Source organism: Streptomyces sp. NBC_00358, from assembly GCF_036099295.1.
In the GTDB taxonomy this organism is placed as follows: domain Bacteria; phylum Actinomycetota; class Actinomycetes; order Streptomycetales; family Streptomycetaceae; genus Streptomyces.
The window spans coordinates 8,885,064-8,906,358 of record NZ_CP107976.1 but is presented as its reverse complement, the minus strand read 5'-3'; the positions used below and the strand labels follow the sequence as shown (position 1 = coordinate 8,906,358).

The 21,295-nt window shown below is 69.8% G+C and carries 21 protein-coding genes and 1 pseudogene; 13 read left to right on the top strand and 9 right to left on the bottom strand.

The genetic code is table 11. From position 1 onward, the window contains the following. Window positions 1-98: 98 nt before the first annotated feature. On the top strand, window positions 99-1,718 hold the full coding sequence (locus OHT01_RS38155) for a polysaccharide deacetylase family protein (RefSeq protein WP_328558408.1): 1,620 nt from the start codon (window positions 99-101) through the stop codon (window positions 1,716-1,718). 218 nt (window positions 1,719-1,936) lie between these two features. On the opposite strand, the gene OHT01_RS38150 is transcribed toward OHT01_RS38155, so the two are convergent. Beyond that, window positions 1,937-2,383 (bottom strand): NUDIX hydrolase, encoded by a 447-nt coding sequence (locus tag OHT01_RS38150; protein ID WP_328557688.1) that lies wholly within the window; start codon window positions 2,381-2,383, stop codon window positions 1,937-1,939. A 142-nt stretch (window positions 2,384-2,525) separates the two neighbouring features. Further along, window positions 2,526-3,062 (bottom strand): DinB family protein, encoded by a 537-nt coding sequence (locus OHT01_RS38145; protein ID WP_328557687.1) that lies wholly within the window; start codon window positions 3,060-3,062, stop codon window positions 2,526-2,528. Between the two features lie 272 nt (window positions 3,063-3,334). On the opposite strand from OHT01_RS38145, the gene OHT01_RS38140 reads away from it, so the two are divergent. The 6 genes from OHT01_RS38140 to OHT01_RS38115 all read left to right on the top strand — a co-directional run bounded on the left by OHT01_RS38140 (window position 3,335) and on the right by OHT01_RS38115 (window position 11,108). Then, window positions 3,335-4,072, top strand: coding sequence for an alpha/beta hydrolase (locus tag OHT01_RS38140; RefSeq protein ID WP_328557686.1), 738 nt, complete (start codon window positions 3,335-3,337; stop codon window positions 4,070-4,072). A 258-nt stretch (window positions 4,073-4,330) separates the two neighbouring features. Continuing rightward, window positions 4,331-4,759 (top strand): DUF6086 family protein, encoded by a 429-nt coding sequence (locus tag OHT01_RS38135; protein ID WP_328557685.1) that lies wholly within the window; start codon window positions 4,331-4,333, stop codon window positions 4,757-4,759. Between the two features lie 561 nt (window positions 4,760-5,320). Next, window positions 5,321-8,020: a class III lanthionine synthetase LanKC gene (gene lanKC, locus OHT01_RS38130; RefSeq protein WP_328557684.1), complete on the top strand. Its 2,700-nt coding sequence runs from the start codon at window positions 5,321-5,323 to the stop codon at window positions 8,018-8,020. A 101-nt stretch (window positions 8,021-8,121) separates the two neighbouring features. Further along, a complete protein-coding gene (locus tag OHT01_RS38125; RefSeq protein WP_328557683.1) occupies window positions 8,122-8,259 on the top strand; it encodes a SapB/AmfS family lanthipeptide in 138 nt (45 codons plus the stop codon). A gap of 338 nt (window positions 8,260-8,597) precedes the next feature. Continuing rightward, window positions 8,598-10,358 carry an ABC transporter ATP-binding protein gene (locus OHT01_RS38120; RefSeq protein WP_328557682.1) on the top strand — a complete coding sequence of 587 codons (1,761 nt, stop codon included), beginning with the start codon at window positions 8,598-8,600 and terminating at the stop codon, window positions 10,356-10,358. Window positions 10,359-10,493: 135 nt separating this feature from the next. Further along, window positions 10,494-11,108, top strand: a complete 615-nt coding sequence (locus OHT01_RS38115; RefSeq protein ID WP_328557681.1) for a glyoxalase — start codon at window positions 10,494-10,496, stop codon at window positions 11,106-11,108. Window positions 11,109-11,162: 54 nt separating this feature from the next. On the opposite strand, the gene OHT01_RS38110 is transcribed toward OHT01_RS38115, so the two are convergent. Beyond that, a complete protein-coding gene (locus OHT01_RS38110; RefSeq protein ID WP_328557680.1) occupies window positions 11,163-11,945 on the bottom strand; it encodes a dienelactone hydrolase family protein in 783 nt (260 codons plus the stop codon). Between the two features lie 82 nt (window positions 11,946-12,027). Between OHT01_RS38110 and OHT01_RS38105 the strand changes: the two are divergent. Further along, window positions 12,028-12,594: pseudogene (locus OHT01_RS38105) on the top strand (HDIG domain-containing metalloprotein); the annotation flags it as partial. A 442-nt stretch (window positions 12,595-13,036) separates the two neighbouring features. After that, window positions 13,037-13,423: an Imm32 family immunity protein gene (locus OHT01_RS38100; RefSeq protein ID WP_328557679.1), complete on the top strand. Its 387-nt coding sequence runs from the start codon at window positions 13,037-13,039 to the stop codon at window positions 13,421-13,423. A gap of 117 nt (window positions 13,424-13,540) precedes the next feature. Here OHT01_RS38100 and OHT01_RS38095 read toward each other — a convergent pair whose 3' ends face one another. Further along, the gene (locus tag OHT01_RS38095; RefSeq protein ID WP_328557678.1) at window positions 13,541-14,185 is read right to left on the bottom strand and encodes a hypothetical protein; all 645 of its coding nucleotides are present in this window, start codon (window positions 14,183-14,185) and stop codon (window positions 13,541-13,543) included. Between the two features lie 227 nt (window positions 14,186-14,412). Between OHT01_RS38095 and OHT01_RS38090 the strand changes: the two genes are divergently transcribed. Then, the gene (locus tag OHT01_RS38090) at window positions 14,413-14,718 is read left to right on the top strand and encodes a DUF1905 domain-containing protein (RefSeq protein WP_328557677.1); all 306 of its coding nucleotides are present in this window, start codon (window positions 14,413-14,415) and stop codon (window positions 14,716-14,718) included. A gap of 392 nt (window positions 14,719-15,110) precedes the next feature. After that, window positions 15,111-15,521, top strand: a complete 411-nt coding sequence (locus OHT01_RS38085; protein ID WP_328557676.1) for a hypothetical protein — start codon at window positions 15,111-15,113, stop codon at window positions 15,519-15,521. A 47-nt stretch (window positions 15,522-15,568) separates the two neighbouring features. Here the strand turns inward: OHT01_RS38085 and OHT01_RS38080 are convergent, their stop codons facing one another. Genes OHT01_RS38080 through OHT01_RS38070 form a run of 3 tightly spaced genes read right to left on the bottom strand, consistent with a single transcriptional unit; the run spans window position 15,569 to window position 16,738 of the window. Beyond that, on the bottom strand, window positions 15,569-15,817 hold the full coding sequence (locus tag OHT01_RS38080; RefSeq protein WP_328557675.1) for a cold-shock protein: 249 nt from the start codon (window positions 15,815-15,817) through the stop codon (window positions 15,569-15,571). Between the two features lie 49 nt (window positions 15,818-15,866). Further along, complete coding sequence (locus OHT01_RS38075; protein ID WP_328557674.1) at window positions 15,867-16,307, bottom strand: hypothetical protein; 441 nt, start codon at window positions 16,305-16,307, stop codon at window positions 15,867-15,869. Continuing rightward, window positions 16,304-16,738 (bottom strand): MarR family winged helix-turn-helix transcriptional regulator, encoded by a 435-nt coding sequence (locus OHT01_RS38070; protein ID WP_328557673.1) that lies wholly within the window; start codon window positions 16,736-16,738, stop codon window positions 16,304-16,306. Before OHT01_RS38070 ends, OHT01_RS38075 begins: the two co-directional genes overlap by 4 nt. A gap of 194 nt (window positions 16,739-16,932) precedes the next feature. On the opposite strand from OHT01_RS38070, the gene OHT01_RS38065 reads away from it, so the two are divergent. Continuing rightward, window positions 16,933-17,598 (top strand): TMEM175 family protein, encoded by a 666-nt coding sequence (locus OHT01_RS38065; RefSeq protein WP_328557672.1) that lies wholly within the window; start codon window positions 16,933-16,935, stop codon window positions 17,596-17,598. A gap of 75 nt (window positions 17,599-17,673) precedes the next feature. On the opposite strand, the gene OHT01_RS38060 is transcribed toward OHT01_RS38065, so the two are convergent. After that, window positions 17,674-18,147 (bottom strand): GNAT family N-acetyltransferase, encoded by a 474-nt coding sequence (locus OHT01_RS38060; protein WP_328557671.1) that lies wholly within the window; start codon window positions 18,145-18,147, stop codon window positions 17,674-17,676. Between the two features lie 117 nt (window positions 18,148-18,264). Here OHT01_RS38060 and OHT01_RS38055 point away from each other — a divergent pair, with 117 nt between their 5' ends. After that, entirely contained in the window at window positions 18,265-18,771 is a 507-nt protein-coding gene (locus tag OHT01_RS38055) for a DUF6584 family protein (protein ID WP_328557670.1), read from the top strand. Between the two features lie 11 nt (window positions 18,772-18,782). Here OHT01_RS38055 and OHT01_RS38050 read toward each other — a convergent pair whose 3' ends face one another. Next, the gene (locus OHT01_RS38050; protein WP_328557669.1) at window positions 18,783-21,182 is read right to left on the bottom strand and encodes a beta-L-arabinofuranosidase domain-containing protein; all 2,400 of its coding nucleotides are present in this window, start codon (window positions 21,180-21,182) and stop codon (window positions 18,783-18,785) included. Window positions 21,183-21,295: the final 113 nt, after the last annotated feature.

Sequence of the window (21,295 nt, the reverse complement as noted above, 5' to 3'; positions counted from 1 at the left end):
CTGGCCCTGCGACTGCTCGCGGCGCTGCTCTCCGCCGCCGTGGTGTGCGGTATCTACCTGATCGTACTCACAAGAGGAAGCCTTCTGCCGTGACCCACATGGAGTCCCCCGGGGCGCCGACCGCGACGCGCCGCCGGCCCCGCCGCGGACCGGGGCACTTCGCCGCCCGGGCCGGCCTGGTGTTCCTCGCCCTGGCCGTACTCGCGCTGCCCTTCTACGCCGCGGCCGAGTACTACCAGTACCAGAAGTACATGAGCACCCAGGCGGACACCACCGCGGTGCGCCTGACCTCCGCCGACACAGCTTCCTGGGCCACGGCCGTCCGGAACCTGCCCGCCACCTCGGCGCCCGTGGTGCTCGCCTACCACGACATCGGCTACTCCCACAGCCCCTATGTCGTCACCCCCCGGGCCTTCGACGCCCAACTGGCCGCGCTCCAGAAGGCCGGCTACCGCAGCCTCACGACGGACGAGTTCGTCCAGTACCTCAACGGCGGGCCCACCCCGCCCCGTTCGGTGTACATCACCTTCGACGACGGCCCCGACGGCCTGTGGGTGTACGGCGACCGCATCCTCGCCCGCCACCACATGCACGGCTCCGTGTTCCTGATCACCGGACAGGTCGACCGGCGCCCCTACTACCTGTCCTGGCGAGAGATCGACCGCATGGCCGACTCCGGCCGATGGGACTTCCAGGACCACACCCGCGACCTTCACCGGCGCGCGGCGGTGGACGCCTCCGGGCGCCAGGCCTCCGTTCTGGCCAACCGGATGTGGCTCAAGGACCGCAACCGCCTGGAGACCACCGCCGAGTACGAGCGCCGGGTCACCGACGACATCAAGCGGTCGTTCGCGGACTTCGCCCACCACGGCCTCCCGAAGCCCCGGGTCTTCGCCTTCCCCTTCTCCGAGGCGACCGAGAAGGCGAACCTGCCCAAGCCCGGTCCCACACTCCAGGACCTGCTCGACCGGTACTTCACCGCCACGGTGACCAACCACTCCTCGCGCCCGCTCACGGCCGGCAGGCGAGCCGCCGCGGCAAGGGTCGTACAGCGACTCGAAGTGGTGCACACGACCACGCCGGCCCACCTGATGAACCAGATCGCGCAGTGGACCCAGGTGGCCCCGTCGGACACCGCTCCGCTGTCACGTCCGGCGCTGTGGACACGCAACGACGGACTGGCCCAGCAGGGCATCGGCGTGCTGACCGGGCAGGGGTCCGCGCCCTCCGGCCACGCCCGCTACGCCGCCGCCGACTACCGGAACATGAGCAGCGTCGACTGGTCCTCGTACCAGGTGGACGCCACCGTCACCGGGCTCGGCAACGGTACGAACCAGGGCGCCGTACAGGTCCGCAACGACAGCTTGGAGCCGGTCGCCGTCAGCGTGAGCCGGGGCACCCTGATCCTCTCCGCCGACGGCAGGCCGGTAGCCGAACGCGCGCTCGCCCCTGCCGTCGAGCACCGGATCCGGGTCACCGTCAGCGGCCCGACCACCACCGTGCGGGTCGACGGCTCCGTCACCGCGCGCTGGACCTCACGGCACAAGGCCGCCGACATCACCGGGGGCATCGGACTGCGCGTCGGCGTCAACCGCGCCGGTGCCGCCTGGCCCAGCTTCTCGTCCCTGGCCGTCAAGCAGCTCCCCGGTGTCCTCCCCGGAACCGGCGACGCCCAGCGGACGGCCTCGGGCACCGGCCGCACCGACCCCGCCGTGTAGCGGGCGGCGGCGGGCGGGGCGGGGCGGGCCAGAGGAACGAGACGGCTGCGCCGAAACACCCACCGGTGGCCCAACACCGCGGTGCCACCGGGGCCGAGGGGTATCCCTTCGGCTCCCGGATTCGGACTCGCTGCTCGCGGCTCCGGGCTGCGGGCTGCGGCTCGCGGCTCCGGGCTGCGGGCTGCGGCTCGCGGCTCCGGGCTCAGGGCTCCGGGCCTTCAGGTGTCCAGGTCCGTCAGCAACTGCGGCCAGGTGGCGGCGAATCCGGGGTGGAGCGGGAGCGAGGCGATCTCGGCGGGGGTGCACCACCGATGGGCGGCAGCCTCGCCGTCGCCGCCGGTCGGGGAGAACGGCTCGCTGACATCCGCGACGACGGTGTGGTACGCCCATCCACCGTGGTCGTCCACGAAGGTCCGCACGTGTCGGAGGACCGGAACACCGCCGAGTTCCTCCGCGAACTCCCGGCGGGCCCCTTCCCACGGGCTCTCCCCGGCGTTCAACGCGCCCCCCGGAATGCTCCAGCTCCGACCGTGGTGGACCCGCCAGGAGCGGCGCTGGAGCAGAAACCGGCTGCCCTGTCGCACGAGCAGTCCCGCCGCGCCGTGCGGGCCCCAATGGCGGCATCCACGCCGGTCTCTGACGTATCCACGGCTGCTGTCGGTCACGCCGACTCCCCTCCCCGCCGGCCGGCCAGGGCGTCCGACTGTACAAGAATCCGAACGCGGACGTTTCCGTCGCGGGTGCCGAACAAAGCGGTATCCGCGACGACATGGAGGCTCCGGCCGACGGCATCGCGGAGAGGGCGGGTCACTCGCCGGTGGCGCCGTCGATGGCCTCGCGCAGGAGATCCGCGTGGCCGACATGACGGGCGTATTCCTCGATCACGTGCTCCAGTACGAACCGCACATCGGTGTCGCCGAACTCCGGGTTGGGCACGATCCGCGCGAGGTCGCCGGTCACCCGCGCGAAGACCCGCCGCGACTCCTCGCACGCCTTCAGGTAGTCCTCGTAGACGTCGACGGCCGACGTGGGGTCCGACTCGTCGTACCACTGCTCGCCGCCGACGGTGACGTAGGTCCGGTACGGGAAGAACCGAGGCGTCGTGCCTGCCAGCGTCCGCTGGAACCAGGCCCGTTCGACTCCCTGCAGATGGCGCATGAGCCCCAGCAGGGTCAACGCCGACGACCGCAAAGGCCGTTGCCGCAGCTCTGTGTCCGAGAGCCCCTCGCATTTCCACAGGAAGGTCGCGCGGTGGTACTCCAGGTTCGACGCGATCACCTCCAGCCATGGGCCCGCGGTCACGCGCTCGGGCCGAACGATCCTCTGGACCACACTGTCACCCACGCCGGGTCTCCCTACTCGTCATCAGGCCGCTATCAGGCTTCGTCGAACGCGCGCGCACGATGCATAGGCTGCCGCTGCCCGACCCCGGAAACCTGCAGGAAAGCGTTTGGCGGACGACGGCGACCACTGCTAAGTTTCCGGAGGCCGTGCGAGAGAACGAGGAGGTGGTACCCGTGAACACAGTATCGACATGGGTGCTCTCCTCCGGGGTCACGGTCGGGCGATAGGTCGTCCGGGAGCGCCGTTCATGAGCACTCCCGAAAGGCACGACCATGCACTTCACTTCTGAGCAGCGCCTCGACGACGGCGTCCTCGAACGCGAATTCACCCTCGGCGAGATCCCAGGCATCCTGTGGACACCCGCCTCCGTATCCGCACCGGTGCCACTGATCCTGATCGGCCACCCTCCCCTCGGACTGCGCAGGATGTACCCCCGGCTGGCGGGGCGCGCCCGGCACTACGCGGCGGAGTACGGCTGGGCCGCGGCCACCATCGAACTCCCCGGGAGCGGTGACCGGCCCCGCTGGCCCGCCGTCGAGCAGGCCCGCGCCGACCTGCGCGGGGCGCTGCAGGCCGGCAAGCCGGTCAGCGACGAGATCGTCGACGCCCTCGTCCTCCCGCTGGTCGACAAGGCGGTCCCGGAATGGCAGACCGCCCTGGACGCGCTCCTTTCGCTGCCGGAGATCGGCGGCCCGGTCGCGTTCGAGGGCGGAGTGATCTCCATCGGCATCCGCCTCGCGCTGGTCGAGCCGCGCATCGCGGTAGCCGGCTTCTTCGCCGGGAGTCTCGTTCCCGCCGCCATCGTCGAGGAGGCCCGCCAGGTCACCATTCCGCTGCGGGTCCTGCTGCAGTGGGACGACGAGGGGAACGACCGGCAGGCGGCCCTCGACCTGTTCGACGCCTTCGGCTCCAAGGAGAAGTCACTGCACGCCAACCTCGGCGGGCACACCGGCGTCCCGCGGTCCGAGATGGAGGACGGGGCCCGTTTCTTCGCCCGGCACCTGAAGTGAGACGGGGTCGTCAGGCCGACAGCAGACGGTGAGCGGCATCGGCCATGATGCCGCCGTCGAGGACAGGTCCCGACTGTCCTCCGCTCTCTGCGGCGCGGGCCCCTGCCGACTCGGCAGGGGCCCGCGCTGTCCGAACTCGCCTACGGGTGCTGTCGGTTCCCCGGTTCTGGCTCAGTTCGGCTTTGGGCGGATGGCCGGCTGACCGTAATGTCATGTGTTTGCGACGCCGGCCGGGATGACCGGCGGGGAGGGACCGCATTGAGCCAGTACTACGCCATGGGCGACGAGACCCTGTGGAACCCGTCCAACGGGGCCTCCCGGCTGTTCATGAGCCAGGTGAGCGTCTACCAGGCCGAACTGGGGCTGCCGTCCGGCATCGGCCCCATGCGGGCCGACGAGTGCCGGATCGACCCCCACGAGTTCAAGGCGTTCGTCGACGCCCTGCTCGCATGGCACCGCGGAACGAGTCACGCAGTCATGGCCGCCCTGTCCGAGGGCTTCGTCGCCACGGTGCTGGTCCTGGCGGACAGGGCGGGCATCGAGGTGAACTGGCAGCCGGCACGCTTCGCCGACGACGGCGGCCTCAACGATGTCCAGGTGCCGACGACCCCGGTCTCCCCCGAGGGGGCTTGGGCAGCCGCCCTTCAGCACAAGTCACGCGAGCTGGGCCGTTTCATGGCGGCCTGAGCCCGTCCCCTGCGCGCCGTTTCTCCATGCTGACCCGCTCACGGATCCACACTTCGACTCGTCGACCGACACGCGCCGCCGGTACGACAAGTGAAGCGGTCGAGAGTCGACCCGGGCCCGGGTCATACCCCTCACCGTTCCGCACTCGGCATATGCGTCATTTCCGCGCCCCCCCAGGACCCAGGCCGTCGGAGCCTCTCGACGTATCCCCCTTCCTGCGAAACCTCCCGGTCACAGCCTCGACCGGAGAGCTACGGGCTTGACCGAGTCGGCATATGCCCGGCGCGTCAGGCCGATCAGATGATCCGGTGCACGCCTTGGCGCTGTTGCAATTGCAAGGCTTCACCATCACGCCGGGGTGCATATCTTCTGAAAAGCGTTCTTTGGCGCCGTTGTGGCCGAACTATCGCTTTCCCGATACTTCGAGTTGTCGCAGCCCTGCCAGGGATTCCGGCCGCCACGGATGACGCTCAACCCGCTCCCCGCCTCCCCCGGGCAGCGGCGGCTCCCCGCTCCCCTCGCTGTGCCCCCGCACACGTCCCTGCCCTGAGGAGAAGTCCGATGGACAACCGGTACGAGGCCTACGCCTACGCAGATCCGATCTTCTACGACTCGCCACGACGCTGGGGCGCACAGGAGGAGTTCGCCGCCGTCAGCCGGCCGCTCCCCGCGGGCTGGGAGCGCGGCGACCTGGAGATCTGGTCCGTGGTACGCCCCCAGGACGTGCGACTCCCCTCGCAGGGCTGGAAGATCCACGTCTCCTCGTGCACCGAGGACGCCGAGGCGGTGCTGGAGCAGGTCTACGCCTACTGCCTGCGGGAGCACATCACGTTCAAGTTCCTGCGCGGGCTGCCGATCCTGCAGATGCAGAACTCCAAGTACTCGCCACGCGGGTCGAGCGGGAAGTTCTGCACGCTCTACCCCGTCGGGGACGACGAGCTGCGCCGGTGTCTGGAGGGTCTCGGCACACTCCTGGCCGGACGGCGAGGACCGTACATTCTCAGTGATCTGCGCTGGGAGCGGGGCCCGTTGTACCTGCGGTACGGGGGATTCGCGGAGCGCCACTGCCGCAACGACGCCGGCGACCGGGTGCTGGCCCTCGAAGACCCGGACGGCCGACTGGTCCCCGACGTCCGCGGCGCCGGCTTCTCGGTGCCCGACTGGGCTCCGGTGCCCGCCTTCGTCGCCTCGGCCATCGCCGAACGCACCACGGGACAAGGGTCCTTACTGCCCTACACCGTGGAGCGGGTCCTGCACTTCTCCAACGCGGGCGGTGTCTACCTTGCCCGCAAGGAGGCCGACGGTCCGCAGGTGGTGCTGAAGGAGGCCCGCCCTCACGCGGGGCTGGACCAACGCGGGGTCGACGCCGTCACGCGGCTCCAGCAGGAACACGACATGATGGTCCGCCTGGCCGGACTGCCGGGTGTCCCCGTCCTGCACGAACTGCTGACCGTGTGGGAACACCGCTTCCTGGTGCAGGAGTTCGTCGAAGGACAGTCCCTGAGTCAGTGGCTGACGGCGAAGTACCCGCTGATCCATCCCGACGCCGACGAAATCGTGGTCGCCGAGTACACCCGCGAGGCGATCGCCGTCGTGGACCGGATCGAACACGTCCTCAGGGCGATGCACGCTCGCGGGGTCGTCTTCGGAGACCTCCACCCCCGCAACCTGATCATCCGTCCCGACGGCGACATCTGTTTCATCGACTTCGAACTCGCCAGCCCCGTGGACGCGTTCGTACGGCCGGCGCTGGGCGCGGCCGGCTTCACCGCGCCGAAGGGATACACCGGGTTCGAGATCGACCGGTACGGCCTGGCCGCGATCCGCCTGTGGCTGTTCCTGCCGCTGGCGCAACTGCCCACCCTGGACGCGGGCAAGGGAACCGAACTCGCCGACGTCATCGAGAGCCGCTTCCCCGTGCCACCCGGATACACCGACGAGATCCGCCGTCTGCTGGCCCCCTCCGCCTCGGACGGCCGCACGCCCCGGCCCGAACTGGGCCTGCGCAGGACCCAGACCCAGGCCCTGCTGAGCGGGCCGCGGGCCGACTGGCCGGCCATCCGCGACTCACTCGCGGCCGGTATCCGGGCGATGGCCACACCGCAACGCGCCGACCGGCTGTTTCCCGGCGACATCGCCCAGTTCACCCAGGGGAGCCTGGGGCTCGCCCATGGAGCGGCCGGCGTCCTGTACGCCCTCCACACCACGGGTGCCGCCGTCGAGGCCGAGCATGTCCAATGGCTGGTCGAGGCCGCCCGTACCCGCCGGGCCCAGCCCGGTCTCTACACCGGCGGACACGGGGTCGCCTACACCCTCGACCTGCTCGGCGAGCGGGACGCGGCACTCGACCTGCTGCGACGGCTCACCCACGCCACCCCGGACAGCCCACCGGGCCCAGGCCTTTCGTCCGGCCGCGCCGGTACTGCCCTGACCCTGCTGCACTTCGCCACCGTCACCGGTGATCCCCGACTGCTGGACACCTCGCTCGCCCACGTACTGGCCGCGGCCGACGAACTGGAAAAGGAGGGTCCGGCGAGCGGGCGCCGGAAGGCCGGACTGATGGCCGGTGCGTCGGGCGCTGCCCTCGTCCTGGTCCGCCTCTACGAACACACCGGAGACCACACCCTCCTCGACCGGGCCCAGACCCTGCTCGAACTGGACCTCGAACGGTGCGTGACCGCCGCGGACGGCACCGTCCAAGTCCTCGACGAATACCGGGTACTCCCCTACATCGAGACCGGCAGCACGGGCATCGGACTGGCCCTGAACGCCCTGCTCGCCCACCACCCGGACAGCCCGACAGCCCGGTACCGGACACCGATCCGCCGGGCGGCCGAACCCGAATTCATCATCCAGCCGGGCCTGTTCAACGGCCGCGCCGGGCTGCTCGGTTATCTCGCCCTCGCCCACCGGTCACTCCCTCCGGACGGCCCGGACGGCCCGGCCGGCGTGTCCGATGTCGACGCGGCGGACCGGCGCCAGACCGCGATCGACCGCCACCGCAGGCTTCTCGCCCTCCACCAGATCTCCTACCGGGGCCACCTGGCCTTCCCCGGAGACCAACTCCTGCGCCTGTCCGCAGACCTGGCCACGGGGTCGGCCGGCGTGCTCCTGGCCCTGGGCACCGCCCTGGCGGGCACCCCCTTCCTCCCCGGGACCAGCGGAACCGGCCCGACCCCACCGGACCCCACCCCGCCGACCACCGCTGAACACACGGTCGGCCATCGCCGGGCAACGCCCGACACGACCGGCCTCCGCTGAACACGTCACCCCAAGTCGCAACAGCTTCAGGCAGGTTGCGCACCCCAGACCCCCGGCCGCCGGCCGGGTGATCCACCCGTCAGTGACAAAGGAGAACAGCCATGATGATCCTCGACCTGCAGACGATGGACCTGCCCGAGACCGAGGCCACCCCGATCGACGACACCCTCGCCAGCACCAGCTCGCTGAGCGTGCTCAACTGCGGCACCAGCACGGTGAGCACGGTCCTCTGCGTCTAACCAGCACGGCCCCGTAGGGGCACGCAGCAGCGCCGGCCGGACCGACACCAGCGGTCCGGCCGGTCGCCGATGGCCCCGGCCGCCCGTCCGGCCGTCACACAGCCCCGCAGTCCCGCGATATCGCGGTGTCCGAAGTGCCCACAGCGATCGCGGCGCCAACAGTGGACTCCCCCCGTCCGCAGCGCACTCGCGCCAAGTCCGTCTCCGCGCCTGTGACTTCGCCCTGCGGCTGCCCTGTGCCTGCCCTGTACCCCCAGGCCCTCAACGGCCGCCTCACCCCCCAGGCGGGCGCCCTCATGCGAACGCCGCCTCGCCCGCCGATCCAGAGAGGTTCCCCCGTGGCCGACGAGCCTCCTCCCTCCGTCCCTCGTACGACCAGCCCACTGCGGCTGCGCCGTGAACTGACGACCGAACCCGGCCCGCTCTCCATCGCTCTGCTGCTCGCCCTGGCCGCCACCGCCGCCGTCCTCGCCCTTCCCCTCCTTCTACGGGACGTCATCACCGACTTCTCCGACCACCATCCACTCGCCGTCCACATCACCCTGATGTGCGCGGCCGCCACAGCCGGCGCCCTCGCCCAGGCCTACTCCGGTTTCCTGCTCGCGCGTATCGGCGAACGCATGGCCTACAGGCTGCGCATCACCTTGATGGAACACGCCCTGCGGCTGCCGCTGCCCGTCGTCCGGAGCCAGGGCACCGGGGAACTCGCCGCCCGCATCACCTCCGACGCCCTGCTGCTACGGCAAGTCGTGGACGTGGCAACCCAGTTGCCCCTCGCCGTCGTGACCATCGCGGCGACGCTGGCGGTGATGGTGTGGATCGACTGGGTCCTCACGCTGGTCACGCTGCTGTCCCTGACCGGCCTGACCCTCATGGTGATGCTGGTCCTGCGCCGTATGCGGGCCAACGTGACCGGCCAGCAGGACGCCGTCGGACACATCGCGCAGCGCTTCACCGCGAGCCTGGAGGCCCTCACCACGATCAAGGCCAACCGGGCAGAGCCGCTCGCCACCCGTGCCCTGGCCGCGGACGCCGAGCGGCTGCGCTCCATCTCCCTCGAAGGCGCCCGCCTGGGCACCCTGATCCCCGCCGCGCTCACCCTCGGCAACCAACTCGCGATGATCGCCGTGATCCTCACCGGGGGCGCCCGCCTCGCCGCGGGCGACATCAGAGCGGCGGCGTTCGCCGCGTTCCTCCTCTATCTCCTCCAGGCCATCCCCTCCGTCAACACGCTGGCCACCGGCCTCGGCCGGCTGCAGTCCGGACTCGCCGCCCGCGACCGCTGCAACGACCTGCTGCGCCTCCCGCCCGAGAACGACCCGGCCGACGCCGACCGGGCCACCCCCACCCCGCTGCCCGACGCACCGGCCGTCACCTTCGACTCCGTCTCCTACACACACGCCGGAGCCGGCCACCCCGCCCTGCACGGGATCTCCTTCACCACCGCCCGCACCGGGCTCACCGCCGTGGTGGGTCCCTCGGGCGCGGGCAAGACCACCACCCTCGCGCTCATCGACCGGTTCATCCGGCCCTCCTCCGGCACCATCACGGTCCTGGGTCACGACACCCGGCACTGGCCCCTGAACGCCCTGCGCGCCCGCATCACCTACGTCGACCAGGCCTTCACCCTCCTGGAGGCGACCGCCCGCGAAAACCTCCAGCTCGGCCGCACCACCCCCGCCTCCGACACCGAGCTCGCCACCGCCCTCGACGCCGTAGGACTCACCGAGGACATCACCCGCCTGCCCCAGGGCCTCGACACCCGTCTGGGCCGCGAAACGGACCTCTCCGGCGGACAGCGGCAACGTATGGCACTCGCCCGCGCCCTGCTCTCGGACGCCGACATCGTGCTCCTCGACGAACCCACCAGCCAGCTCGACGGCCTCAACGAACAACGCTTCCGCACCATCATCGAGAACCTCGCGAGAACCCGCGCCGTCATCGTCGTCGCGCACCGCCTCACCACCGTCCAGCACGCCCAGCACGTGATCATGCTCAGCCAGGGCACCATCGCCGACACCGGCAACCACCCCACGCTGCTCGCACGCTGTACCCCGTACCGACAGCTCATCGCCAGCCAGGCGATCACCGGCCGCTGAGCCCGGACCGGGCGGAGCGACCGCCGCTCCACCGGCCGGTCGGCTCTCCCCCGGCAACCGGATCGAGCAGGACCGAGCTGGATCGAGCAGGATCTAAGAAGCCAACGTCACCGGGCGGCGGCTAGCGTGATCCGCATGACTTCCATCGCATCCGTCACCCTTGAGGTGGACGACCCCGCAGCCGCCCAGAACTTCTACGACGCCGCTTTCAAGCTCGTCTCCCAGGTGCGCCTGCGCGCCTCCGAGGCGCCCACGACAGGCTTCCGCGGCTTCACCGTGGCGCTCACCGTGTCCCAGCCCGCCGATGTGAACAGCCTCATCGAGACCGCCCTCGCGGCCGGCGCCACGTCACTGAAGCCCGTGTCGAAGTCCCTGTGGGGCTACGGCGGCGTCGTACAGGCCCCGGACGGAACGATCTGGAAGGTCGCCACCTCGGCGAAGAAGGACACCGGCCCGGCCACCGGGACCATCGACGAAACGGTGCTCCTGATCGGCGTCGAGGACGTGAAGGCGAGCAAGCGGTTCTACGTCGAGCAGGGCCTGACCGTCGCCAAGAGCTTCGGCGGCAAGTACGCGGAGTTCGCCGCGGCCGAGCCGAACCAGGTCAAACTCGCGCTCTACAAGCGCCCCGGCCTGGCCAAGGACCTCGGCGTCCCGAACGACGGCAGTGGATCGCACCGGCTCGCCGTCACGGGCTCCACCACGGCGTTCACCGACCCGGACGGCTTCGTCTGGGAAGCCTCCGCATGACACCCGCACACCCCTGACACCGGTCGGCAGCACCCCCGCGCTGACCGCCGGCGCTCACCCACCGCCCCGCGCTCCCAGATGTCGGACCACGAAGTCCCGCCAGAGGACCACGGCACCAGGGTTCGTTTCGGCGTGCGGGCCGGAGTGGCCCATCAGTTGCTTGTCCTGTGAGCCCAGGACATCGAAGAGGGCCAGTTGGCCGTCCCTCGGGAAGAGCTCGTCGTGCCACTGGACGTGGAACAGGGCGGGGGCCGTGATCCGTCGGGCGTCCGCCGCCATGCGTTCCGGCGCCTGCAGGCCCGGGTGCAGAGCCGGTGCCTGCCGGAGGCCGAACTTGCCGAGCACCACACAGCGCAGCCGGTCGCCCAGGGTGGCCGCCGACGGGATGCCGAAGCGAGCGCCCATGGACATCCCGAGATGGGCGAGGCTGCCCGGGTCCACCAGGCCCAGGACGCCGAGGGTGTCCACGGCCGCCCGCCAGTCGTCCGCCATCCGGTCGAGGACCACATCGATCCCGTCCTCGGCCATACGGGCCTGGTACTCCGGGGCCGACAACGGGCCGGGGACTCGTTCTCCGTGGTGGGGCCCGTCGATCGCGAGCGCGGCGACACCGGCTCGGGAGGCGAACCAGCGGCCCAGACGGCTGATCCGTTCGCTTCTCTTGTGCCCGCTGCCTCCATGCCCCAGCAGAACGAGAGGAGGAGGTGAGGCAACGGGAGAACGCGGCAGCCAGAGCACCCCCGGCACCGTGCCGGTCGCCCGGCGCAGATGAAACCCTCGCACGACCGCACCGCCATCCACGACACCCCGGTCGGCCCATACGACGGTCTCACCCACACAACCACCCAACCAAAGACCGGCCCAAGGGACCAGCCCGGCGGACCAGGGCTACCCTGTCGCGGTGAGGACCTCGCGCGTACTGTCCATCGCCCTCCAGGACACCGGGCGGCCCCCGCTTCGTCCATTGCCGATCGAAGCCGCGGAACTGCTTCACGAGGTCGACGCTCCACCCCGGTTGGTCGCCCATCTAAGGGCAGTTCACGACGTCGCGGGGCAACTCCTCGAATGGATCGCTGGACGCGGCCTCGGGCTGGGAATCGACCCGGAGGCCGTTCTCTTCGGAGCCGCCACGCACGACATCGGAAAGGCCCTGCACCCGGCCGAGTTGTCCGCTCCCGGCGCACAGCACGAGGAAGCAGGCCGTGAGCTGCTCATGAGCCGAGGCGTCGATCCCGCGAGGGCACGCTTCGCGGCGACACACGCTGCCTGGGCCACCGGGGAGGCCAAGATGGAAGACCTTCTGGTCAGCCTGGCCGACAAGGTCTGGAAGAACAAGCGGGTCCCCGAATTGGAGGATCTGGTCGTCTCCGGACTGGCGGTGACGAGCGGGAGGCCGGTCTGGGAGGAGTTCCTCGACCTGGACAGCGTTCTCACTCGCATCGGAGACCAGGCCGACGAACGCCTCGCCTTCCAGATGTCGCACCCCACGGCCAGGGCCGACCCGCGGCCGGCGAACCTCCCGGCCACGCTGACCAGTTGGCTCTCCACGCACGAGGCGGATCTCCGGTCCCGTGGGATCACCGCCGAACTGGGGCACTCCCCGGAGGACGGCCGCACGAAGAACAGCGCCTGGCTCACCGTCGAGGCCGGAACCCGGGTCGTGCTGATCACTGTCTGGAGCGGCGGGGAGGCCGAACTCGACTACGCGGAGCTCGACTCCGGTGACACCCGCCCGGAACACCGAGATCTCCACACCGGGCAAGAACTCCACGACCTCCTGGAATCCGCCCTCGCCTGGATCGCCCCCGACGAACCCGGTCATGGAGGCGTTTCCGGCTTCGACGGACCGTCTTCGCCGACCCGAAGCCATGACCGATGATCCTCATCTGCGATCATCGCCGAAGTCCGACGTTGGAGGCGTGACTCCCATGAGACTTGAGTCCGACGCCCGGTACAGCGAAGTGATTCTCTCCGCATCGGCGGAAGAACTGACGTCGTTGGCAGATGCGGTGGCCCGAGGGGAGGGGCTGCTCGACTCCCTCTCGTCCCCGGACGGCCACACCCTGGCCGGTATCGAGGTCAAGGAGACTTCCGGCCCCGGCGTCCTCATCCGCCGGGACGCGGAGCGGCAGATCCTCGTGATCAGCGGGGACTCTGCCGACCGAGCACAACTCGCGGCGAATCTGCGGGACATGGCAGCCGCAGAGGACGGCGGTCACCTCCACATCGACTACTACCCCGACCACTTCTACCTCGCAGAAGGCTCACTGCCCCTGGTGGTCGACAGCCCGCACGGGGGCATGCCAACCCGGTGAGCGGGGGCGCCGTGCGGAATGATCGTAGGCGTCGGGCGCCTGCGGCGCTCGCCGTACCTGCGCGTCATCAGCAGACACACCGCTCACGCGTCGGAGCACCGGCCGATGTTCCGAGGGTCAGTACCAGCGGACGTGGCCGGCCGCGCCCTGGCCTGTGCGGGCGGCGTGGCGCAAAACACGCAGCGGGCCGTCGAGGAGTTCGTCGGCGTCATGGTTCGGGTCGTCGCCCAAGCCGGTCATCCATGCGTGGATCCGTTCGACCGCGTCCCGCCGCCGGGTTCCGGTCAGGGCAAGCGCTTCCTCGGCCTCGGGCAGCCGGGATCGGAGTTGTTCTGCATCCAGCAGGAAGTCCCCGAACCAGCCCGGCAGTTGGAGCACCGCGTCGGGCCCGAGCGCATAGGCCAAGGCCGCGAAGGGACTGGCCTTGCGGGCCACGGCCGCGAACAAGCCGTCGCCCTCGGGCGGAAACTGGTCCATGACGGCGTCGTGCAGAGACTCCACCTGCGCGGATTCGTCACGGCAGGCATCGAAGAACGCGCTCAGCCGGGCCGCGTCGTCACCAGCAATCCAACTGCCAGGAGAGGCCGTCGACGCCGTGAACATGGACTCGTGCGCCTTGCCCCGCCACCAGACCAGCTCCGCCGCCACGCCTCCGTGAACCGAAACCGCCGCTGGTGGCGAGTTCCGAACCGCGGCGCGCAGCAGGTCCCGTAGCTTCTCGTCAGGCAGCGTCCCGACGACCCACAGACCGGTGACGCTCACCCGACCTCCCGCGCCATCTCCGACTCCATCAATCTGATCATGCATGAGCACGGTGCGCCTCGGCTACCGTGCCCTCGAAGCCGGTGAGGACGACGAACACACGCGGTGTCAGGGACCGCACCGGTGGCACCGTACGGCTGGCTGCATCGTGGAGCGATGAAAAGGCCTGAGACCGACGCCGGGTCGGTCGCGTATCTTGGCCGTCCTGTGGGAAGGAAGCCGACCTGATGGAGTTCGCGTTCACCGGCCGGGTGATCGAATGGCGCGGACCGGCTCCGTACTACTTCGTGCCTGTGCCGGACGAGGAGTGCGCCGACATCCGCGAGGTGGCCGCGATGGCCACCTACGGCTGGGGGGTGATCCCGGTCGAGGCCCGGATCGGCGAAACGGTCTTCCTGACGTCGGTGTTCCCCAAGGACGGCAGCTACCTGCTGCCGCTCAAGGCCGCCGTGCGCGGACCGGCCGGCCTCTCGGCCGGAGACGACGTGACGGTGAGCATGGCTGTCCGCCTCCACGAACGCCAACCCCGTTGAGGCCCGACCTTAGTGCCGCCCGGTCCGCGTCCGCCTGGTGCACGCCGGTGGCATGGGCGGGTGGCGCCCGTGCGCCAGATCCCGTGGAGTGGTGATCGCCTTGCGTCCGTGCCTGGGTGATGCGGTCCGTCGGGCCGGGCCGGCCCAAGCGGCTACAGGACCACAACGGCGGCGCAACAGTTCGGGCGCCGCTGTCCCAGCCCGAAGTGGTCGCCCCTACTGTTCTACGTACCAGGGGTAGGAGGAACGATCCCCCTGGCAGGGGGTGTGCTGTGCGGTCGACCGTTTCAGGGCCGGTACTCCGGCGATTCGTCGGCATCGCCGCGGTCGGTGCTGCTCTGGCAGCGACCACGGGGTGCACGGTCCCCGTCGATGCCGTCGCCGGGATTTCCGTGACCAACGACGGCCATCCGCTCGGAGTCATGATGGTCTGCGGGCATCGGATCGACGGCGCGACTCTCTACGTGGACAGCGCCGACTCCGACAAGACAGTGACGGTCGGGTCATGGACCGCCGACCGACCTGTCACGGCCGGTCTCGCCACGTGGACCATCGATCGCCCCTCCACCGGCTGGACCGCGAAGCGAGCCCTCAAGCCTCTCACCGCCGAGACCTCCTACAGTCTCTACGGCTGGACCAAGGACAACTCCTGGTCGTCGAGCAGCGTCTCCTTCACCCTGGCCGACCGGGACCGGCTCACCCCGGGAACCGTCCGCTATACGCGTGTGCGGAACAACGGTGACGAATCCACCGTCACCGTCTCCATGGCGGAGTTCAAAGCCAGGGCCTGCAAGGAGAGTTGAGGCTACGACCGGTGGGTGGATTCCCGCCGGTCGTCCCTGTTCCGCGGTTACCGTGCTCCGCCCTCGAACCAGACGGACACCGCACGCCAATGGAACCCGTCCTGTTCGGCCTGTTCTGCCGTGAAGGTGACGGACTCACCGCCGCGCAACTCGCGGAAGCCCTCGGCTTGGATGGCCGAGAAGTGTGCCCACACCCTGTCCGGCAGGGCGTCGCAGGCGAGAACTCCCCAGCCCTCCTCCCTGCGCCACTCCAGCACGCGGCCGCCGAACACCTCTTCGGACATGGTGCCGGACATTCTCAATTCCTCTCGCAGTATGGGCAATTCGAGATTCAGAGCGGCTTCGTCAACCTTTGACAGCGTCCTGCCGCCAGGGGAAGGGCGCGAGATCGGGTTCGACCCAACCGGTCCTGGCCGCCGCGCCCGCCAGGGTCGCGGGCCGGTAGAAACGCGTCAGCAGCCTCTTGTCCAGGAGGACGGGATGCTCGTTCGCGAAGGAGTCGAAGTCAACCGTGTCCGACTCCCGCGCATGGTGGCCCACCAACTCGACCCAGGCGCGGCTGACCGTGGTGTTGTACTTCTGCGGAGCACCCGCGTAGCGGGCGGTGCGCTGGATGCCGTCGCTCACCAGGTCGACCGCGGCGGCCGTTCCGTAGCGCCGGACGGCCAGCCAGGTGAGGTGGATGTGCCGGCGGTGTCCGAAACGCTCGGCGCCCGCCATCACCTCTCCCATCAACTCCGTGAACACGGAGGGTTCCCGGTTCGGGCCGTTGTCGGGCGACGTCATCGCCCCTCCCCTGTCAGCGCGTCCAGGACGGCGTAGAAGCCGGCGAGTGCCTCCCCGGGCAGGCCTTCCAGCGCGCGCCTTTCGAGGCCGTCGAGTGTCTGCTTGATCAGCGCCGCCGTCGCCTGCCCGGATTCGGTGAGTTCGACGAGGACCGAGCGGCGGTCACCGGCGAGCGTGCCGCGGGTGATGTGCCCGCGCCGCTCCAGGCGATCCAGCACGCTCGTCAGCGTCGTGGGACGCGCGCCGACGGCCGCGCCCAGCCGGGACACGGTGCGCCCCTCGCCGTCGGCCAGGTTGGCCAGGGCGTTGATCTCGGACGCGGTGAGGTCCAGGTCGACGAGTTCGGTGGCGATCAGGTGCAACGTGGTATGGGTCGCACGCTGCAAGGTGAGCAGTGCCGACCGTTCGGGTGCTACGAATTCCGGCTTCACGATTTCGTATATTACGAAATCGTACTACTGAACGCAAGCTCTTCTCCGGCTCGACGGAGACCCGATCGGCGTATGCGTCGTCCACGGCACGGGAGGTCCCACCCTGCCATTCGGGCAGCCTCCGGCGTGCTCGGGAATTCGCGGGTCGGCACTCCTTAGGATCGGGTCCACGATCTTGGCGTTTGGGAGTTCGGATGAGCGAGGACGTGCGGCCGGAACCCGGGCTCTCGCCCGAGAGACTGGCGTTCTTCACGGACGCGATCTTCGCGATCGCGATGACACTGCTGGCCGTGGAACTGGAGCGCCCGGACAAGGAGGAGCTGGAGTCGGCGGGCTCGCTGGGCCGCTTCCTGGTGGACCAACGGACCTCCTATCTGGCGTTCGCGTTGGCGTTCGTCCTCCTCTGGTCGGTGTGGCGCCGTCACCATCAGCTGTTGGACCGCATCCGCGTACTGTCGAAGACCTTCGTGTTCTGGCATGCGCCCTTCCTGCTGCTGGTCGCGTTCCTGCCGTTCCCGACAGCCGTCATCGGCTCCGCGATCACCAATCCGATGGCGCAGACCCTCTTCGCCGGCACGATGGCGGGAATCGTCTTCTGCGAGGTCGCTCTCAAAGAGGTCTCGGCCGACTCCGGCCTCGTCATCGGCGACGTCGCGGAAGCCCGTAGACATGCCAACGCGTCGTGGGCGGTGGGCCTCTGGTTCGTCCTGAGCCTCGGTCTCGCCTGGGTGTTCTCCTACGCCTACGTCCTGTGGTTCCTCGCTCCGCTGGCCGCCGCCTACGGCGGACCGCTCATCTCCCGCCTGCGCTCCCGCCGCGCGGACCCGCACGACGGGAGCGCTCGGCGGACGGGGCGCTAGGAATCGGCCATGCCGCTCGTGGCCGTACGCCGTCCACCCTCCCGAGGGTCGACGGCGTTCGGTCGCGCCGGTCGGTCAGCGCGACGAGCGCCCCAGGGGCAGATCCCGATGGAAGACGGCCATGGCGCGGCCAGGGCCGTCGTAGTCGTCGACGATCCTCACGTCGAAGCCGAGGCTGCGGTGGAAGGCGATCGAGCCGGTGTTCGCGATGGACGTGATGGCCTTCAGCCGCCGTGCACCATGGCGTTCCGCCGCCTCGGCGAACGCCGTGTACAGGCGGCGCCCGAGACCGGTGCCACGGGTGTCGTCCCGCGTGGCGATCAGATGCACGTAGCCGGTGCTGTCCGGCGTGACGAACCCGAAGACGTACCCGCGGATTCCGTCCTCGGCGCGGGCCACGAGGCAGGTGGAGCCGAACTCCCGGACCAGCGCCAGAAGATGCAGAGAGCGAAGGTCTCGTTCGCCCCAGTAGCGGCTGTGGTCCGTCAGGACCTGATGGAAGTCGGTCACGTCGGCAGGTGCTATGTCTGTCCCCACGGTCACGATCATGGCAGACTCCCGGCAGTCCACCGGGACTTCACCAGGTTCACCGGAGCGAGCAAGCGAGCGAGCCCGAGCACCGAAACCGGGTCGACGGCGGTCCCCTCCATGACCGATCATGCGCCTATGCCGCTCAGAGACACCCTTGCCCGAATCGACGCGGACCTGGCCGCAGGCCGGGTCCCCGTCGCGCGCCAGCGCCTGCGCGGGCTGGTGTCGTCCTTCCCGAACGACCTGAACCTTCGGCGCCGCCTGGCCGAGACGTACCGGCTGTACGGAGAGCCCGCGGAGGCGGGCCGCTGGATGTACCTCGAAGCGGACCGGGACGCGGCGGAGACCGCGGCCTTCGAGTCGCGGTTCCGCACCGCGCATCAGCGCATGCGCGCGCTTGCCTGGCGTGGTCCTGAGTCGCTCGCCGGGACGGCCTTCGCCGGAGAACAACTCGCAGCCGTACGAGCAGCCTGCTCCGATGCCCTGGGACATCCCGTCGACTGGGACTCGGCGCCGACCGGCCGGGAACCGGAAGGCAAGAGAGGTGCCTTCGCGGGATTCCTGGCCGGGGCTGGACGCGTCGTGGCGGTCGTCGCGTTCCTCGCGATCTGGGTGAACGGGCTCGTGGCCCTCTTCGACTGAACCTCAGGCACTCACAGGAACCGCCACAGGTGGTCGGCCGTACCGTTGTCGTCGAACTGCACGACCTGCGCGCTGTTCTGGGTGGACATGCGGTCCACGCCGAGGACTTTTCCGCTGTTCTTGTTGCGGACGCGGTACCAGCCGTCGCCGTTGTCGACGAGGGTCCACAAGTGATCGTCCGTACCGTTGTCCTCGAACTGCACGACGATCGCGCTGTTGTCCATGGACATGTGGTCGACCCCAAGCACCTTGCCGCTGTTTCCGTTGCGGATCAGATTCCAGCCGTTGCCCTTGTCGACGAGCTGCCAGGCGTGGTCGCCCGTCCCGGTGTTGTCGTACTGCACGACGCGCGCGCTGTTCTCGGTCGACATCCCGTCGACGGCGAGGACCTTGCCGCTGTTCTTGTTGGCGAGTCTGCGGAAGGGCGGCTCCGGCGTCCAGGACCGGCCGTCCGGTGCCGCCGTGGGGAACGACGTGACGCGCAGTCGCGCGGCACCCATCGGGATGAGGGTGACCGTCTCCACCGGTGCGTCGCTGCGGGCGGGGCTGTCCTGCAACGGTGCGACGACGTGTTCGTCGTCCGCGATCCACTCCTGGATCTTCCGGGCCTGTGCCGAGATGTACAGCGGCGTGGTGCCGGGCGTGAAGGGCTGGTCCGGGACGACGGTACCGGCCCGTGCAGGGGTCAGCGGGGTCTCCGGGACCAGGCCGTAGTTCCAACCGGTGGTCGCGTGAACCTCGTAGGCGGGGAAGATCCCGTCTCCCGCGAAACGGTCGTACCGTTCACCGATCTTCAACGAGTAGGCGAGTGGGCCGCGTTCGACGCTGACCGCGCCGCGCTGGCCGGGCCAGGGCCGCAGCCGGGCCTGCTGAGGCAACTGCAGACGCACGACATCGCCGTCGCGCCAGGTGCGGTCCACCCGCGCCCAGGACGGACCGTCCGAGACGGCGACCGCGCTGCCGTCGACCTGCAGTCGGGGACCCTGGCACCAGCCGGGCACACGCAGTTGCAGGGGGAAGCGCACGGGCTGCGGCGTCGAGACGGTGAGGGTGACCGTGTCCTCGAAGGGATAGCCCGTCTCCTCGGTCACGGTGACCGTCGTTCCGCCCGCCACCGTGGCCCGGACCGTGCTCGGAGCGTAGAGGGCTGCGACGAGACCGCCGTCGGCGCCGGTGAGCCAGAGTTCCTCGGTGAAGTACGGCCAGCCCATACCGTAGTTGTGGGGACAGCACCGGTACTGGTCGATGCCGGCCTGGAAGGCCTGCATGGCGAAGCCGTTCTGGAACTGCCCTTGCGTCTTGGGACGGTTGTCGAGGTCGATGCTGTTGGCGCTGGTGATGTAGTGAACGGACCTGCCGTCCGGGTCCAGGGAGGCCGGGAGCATGTTGAAGGCCAGGTCCTCGCAGCGGTCGGCCCAGACCGGGTCCCCGGTGATCCGCGTCAACAGCTCGTGGCTGGCCATGAATTCGACGATGCCGCAGGTCTCGAAGCCCTGCCGCGGGTCTCCGAAACCGGGCCGGTAGTTCTCGTCGCCCGCCAACCCGCCGCCGGGGAACCGCCCGTAGGTGTTCATCACGGAGTCATAGGCGCGGTACGTGGCCTGGGTGAGGTCGGCCGAGCCGGTGAGTTGGGCGTACTGGGCCGGCTCCCGGAAGCCCTGGGCGATGTTCACGTTGTGCCGGCTCGGGGTGGCGCCCGTCCAGTCGGCGCCGTAGGTGTGCATCTTGGTGGCGAGATCGAGCAGGAACGCCTCGCCCGTACGACGGTAGAGCCACACGACGATGTCGAGACCGTCGCCCCAACGGTAGGAAACCCAGCTGCTGTTGAAGGCGCCCGGCCCCTGGGCGTTCATGTAGGTGAGGAAACGGATCAGGAACGGCACGACCCGCTGATCGTGGGTGTACTCCTCATGTGTTCGCAGAGCCTGGAGGAGAGGCAGGAACGGCCAGAAGTCGGGTCCGCCGTTGAGCGCCGTGCGTAAGGCGCGCGGCCCGAAGAACCCGTCGCTCTGCTGGGTGGCGAGCACCCCGTCCACCCACTCGCGCGCTCGCGTCAGGGCGTGCGCGTCCCCCGTGGCGATCGCCAGCGGTATGTAGCCGCGCAGCCAGTACGGCACCTCCTCCCAGGCGTCGCGCTCGGGATGCACCCAGCCGGTGGTGGAGAAGTCGAGGAAGTGCGAGACGCCTTCGTACGTGCCGCACAAACCGTTGAGCTGCAACCGGAGTTGGCCGGCGAGCCAGCCACGGGCGACCACGCTTCCGGGCGGCAGCTTCTGAAAGCTGTCGGGCGACTGCGTCTCGGCTCGCGAGCGGGCCGCCGCGGCCGCCGTTCCCGCGAGGGATGCTCCGAGCGCCACGGCCCCCAGCGCGCTGGAGCCGATCCCGAGGACTCTCCGTCTGCTCAATGACATCGCAGGTGACCTGCCTTCCGAAAGGGGTCGACGTGCCGCCCGACAACGTTGTCTCCCGCTGTCGGGCAACGCCGGCTCATCCACATACCGTTGTGCGGCCTCCGCCCCGGGCG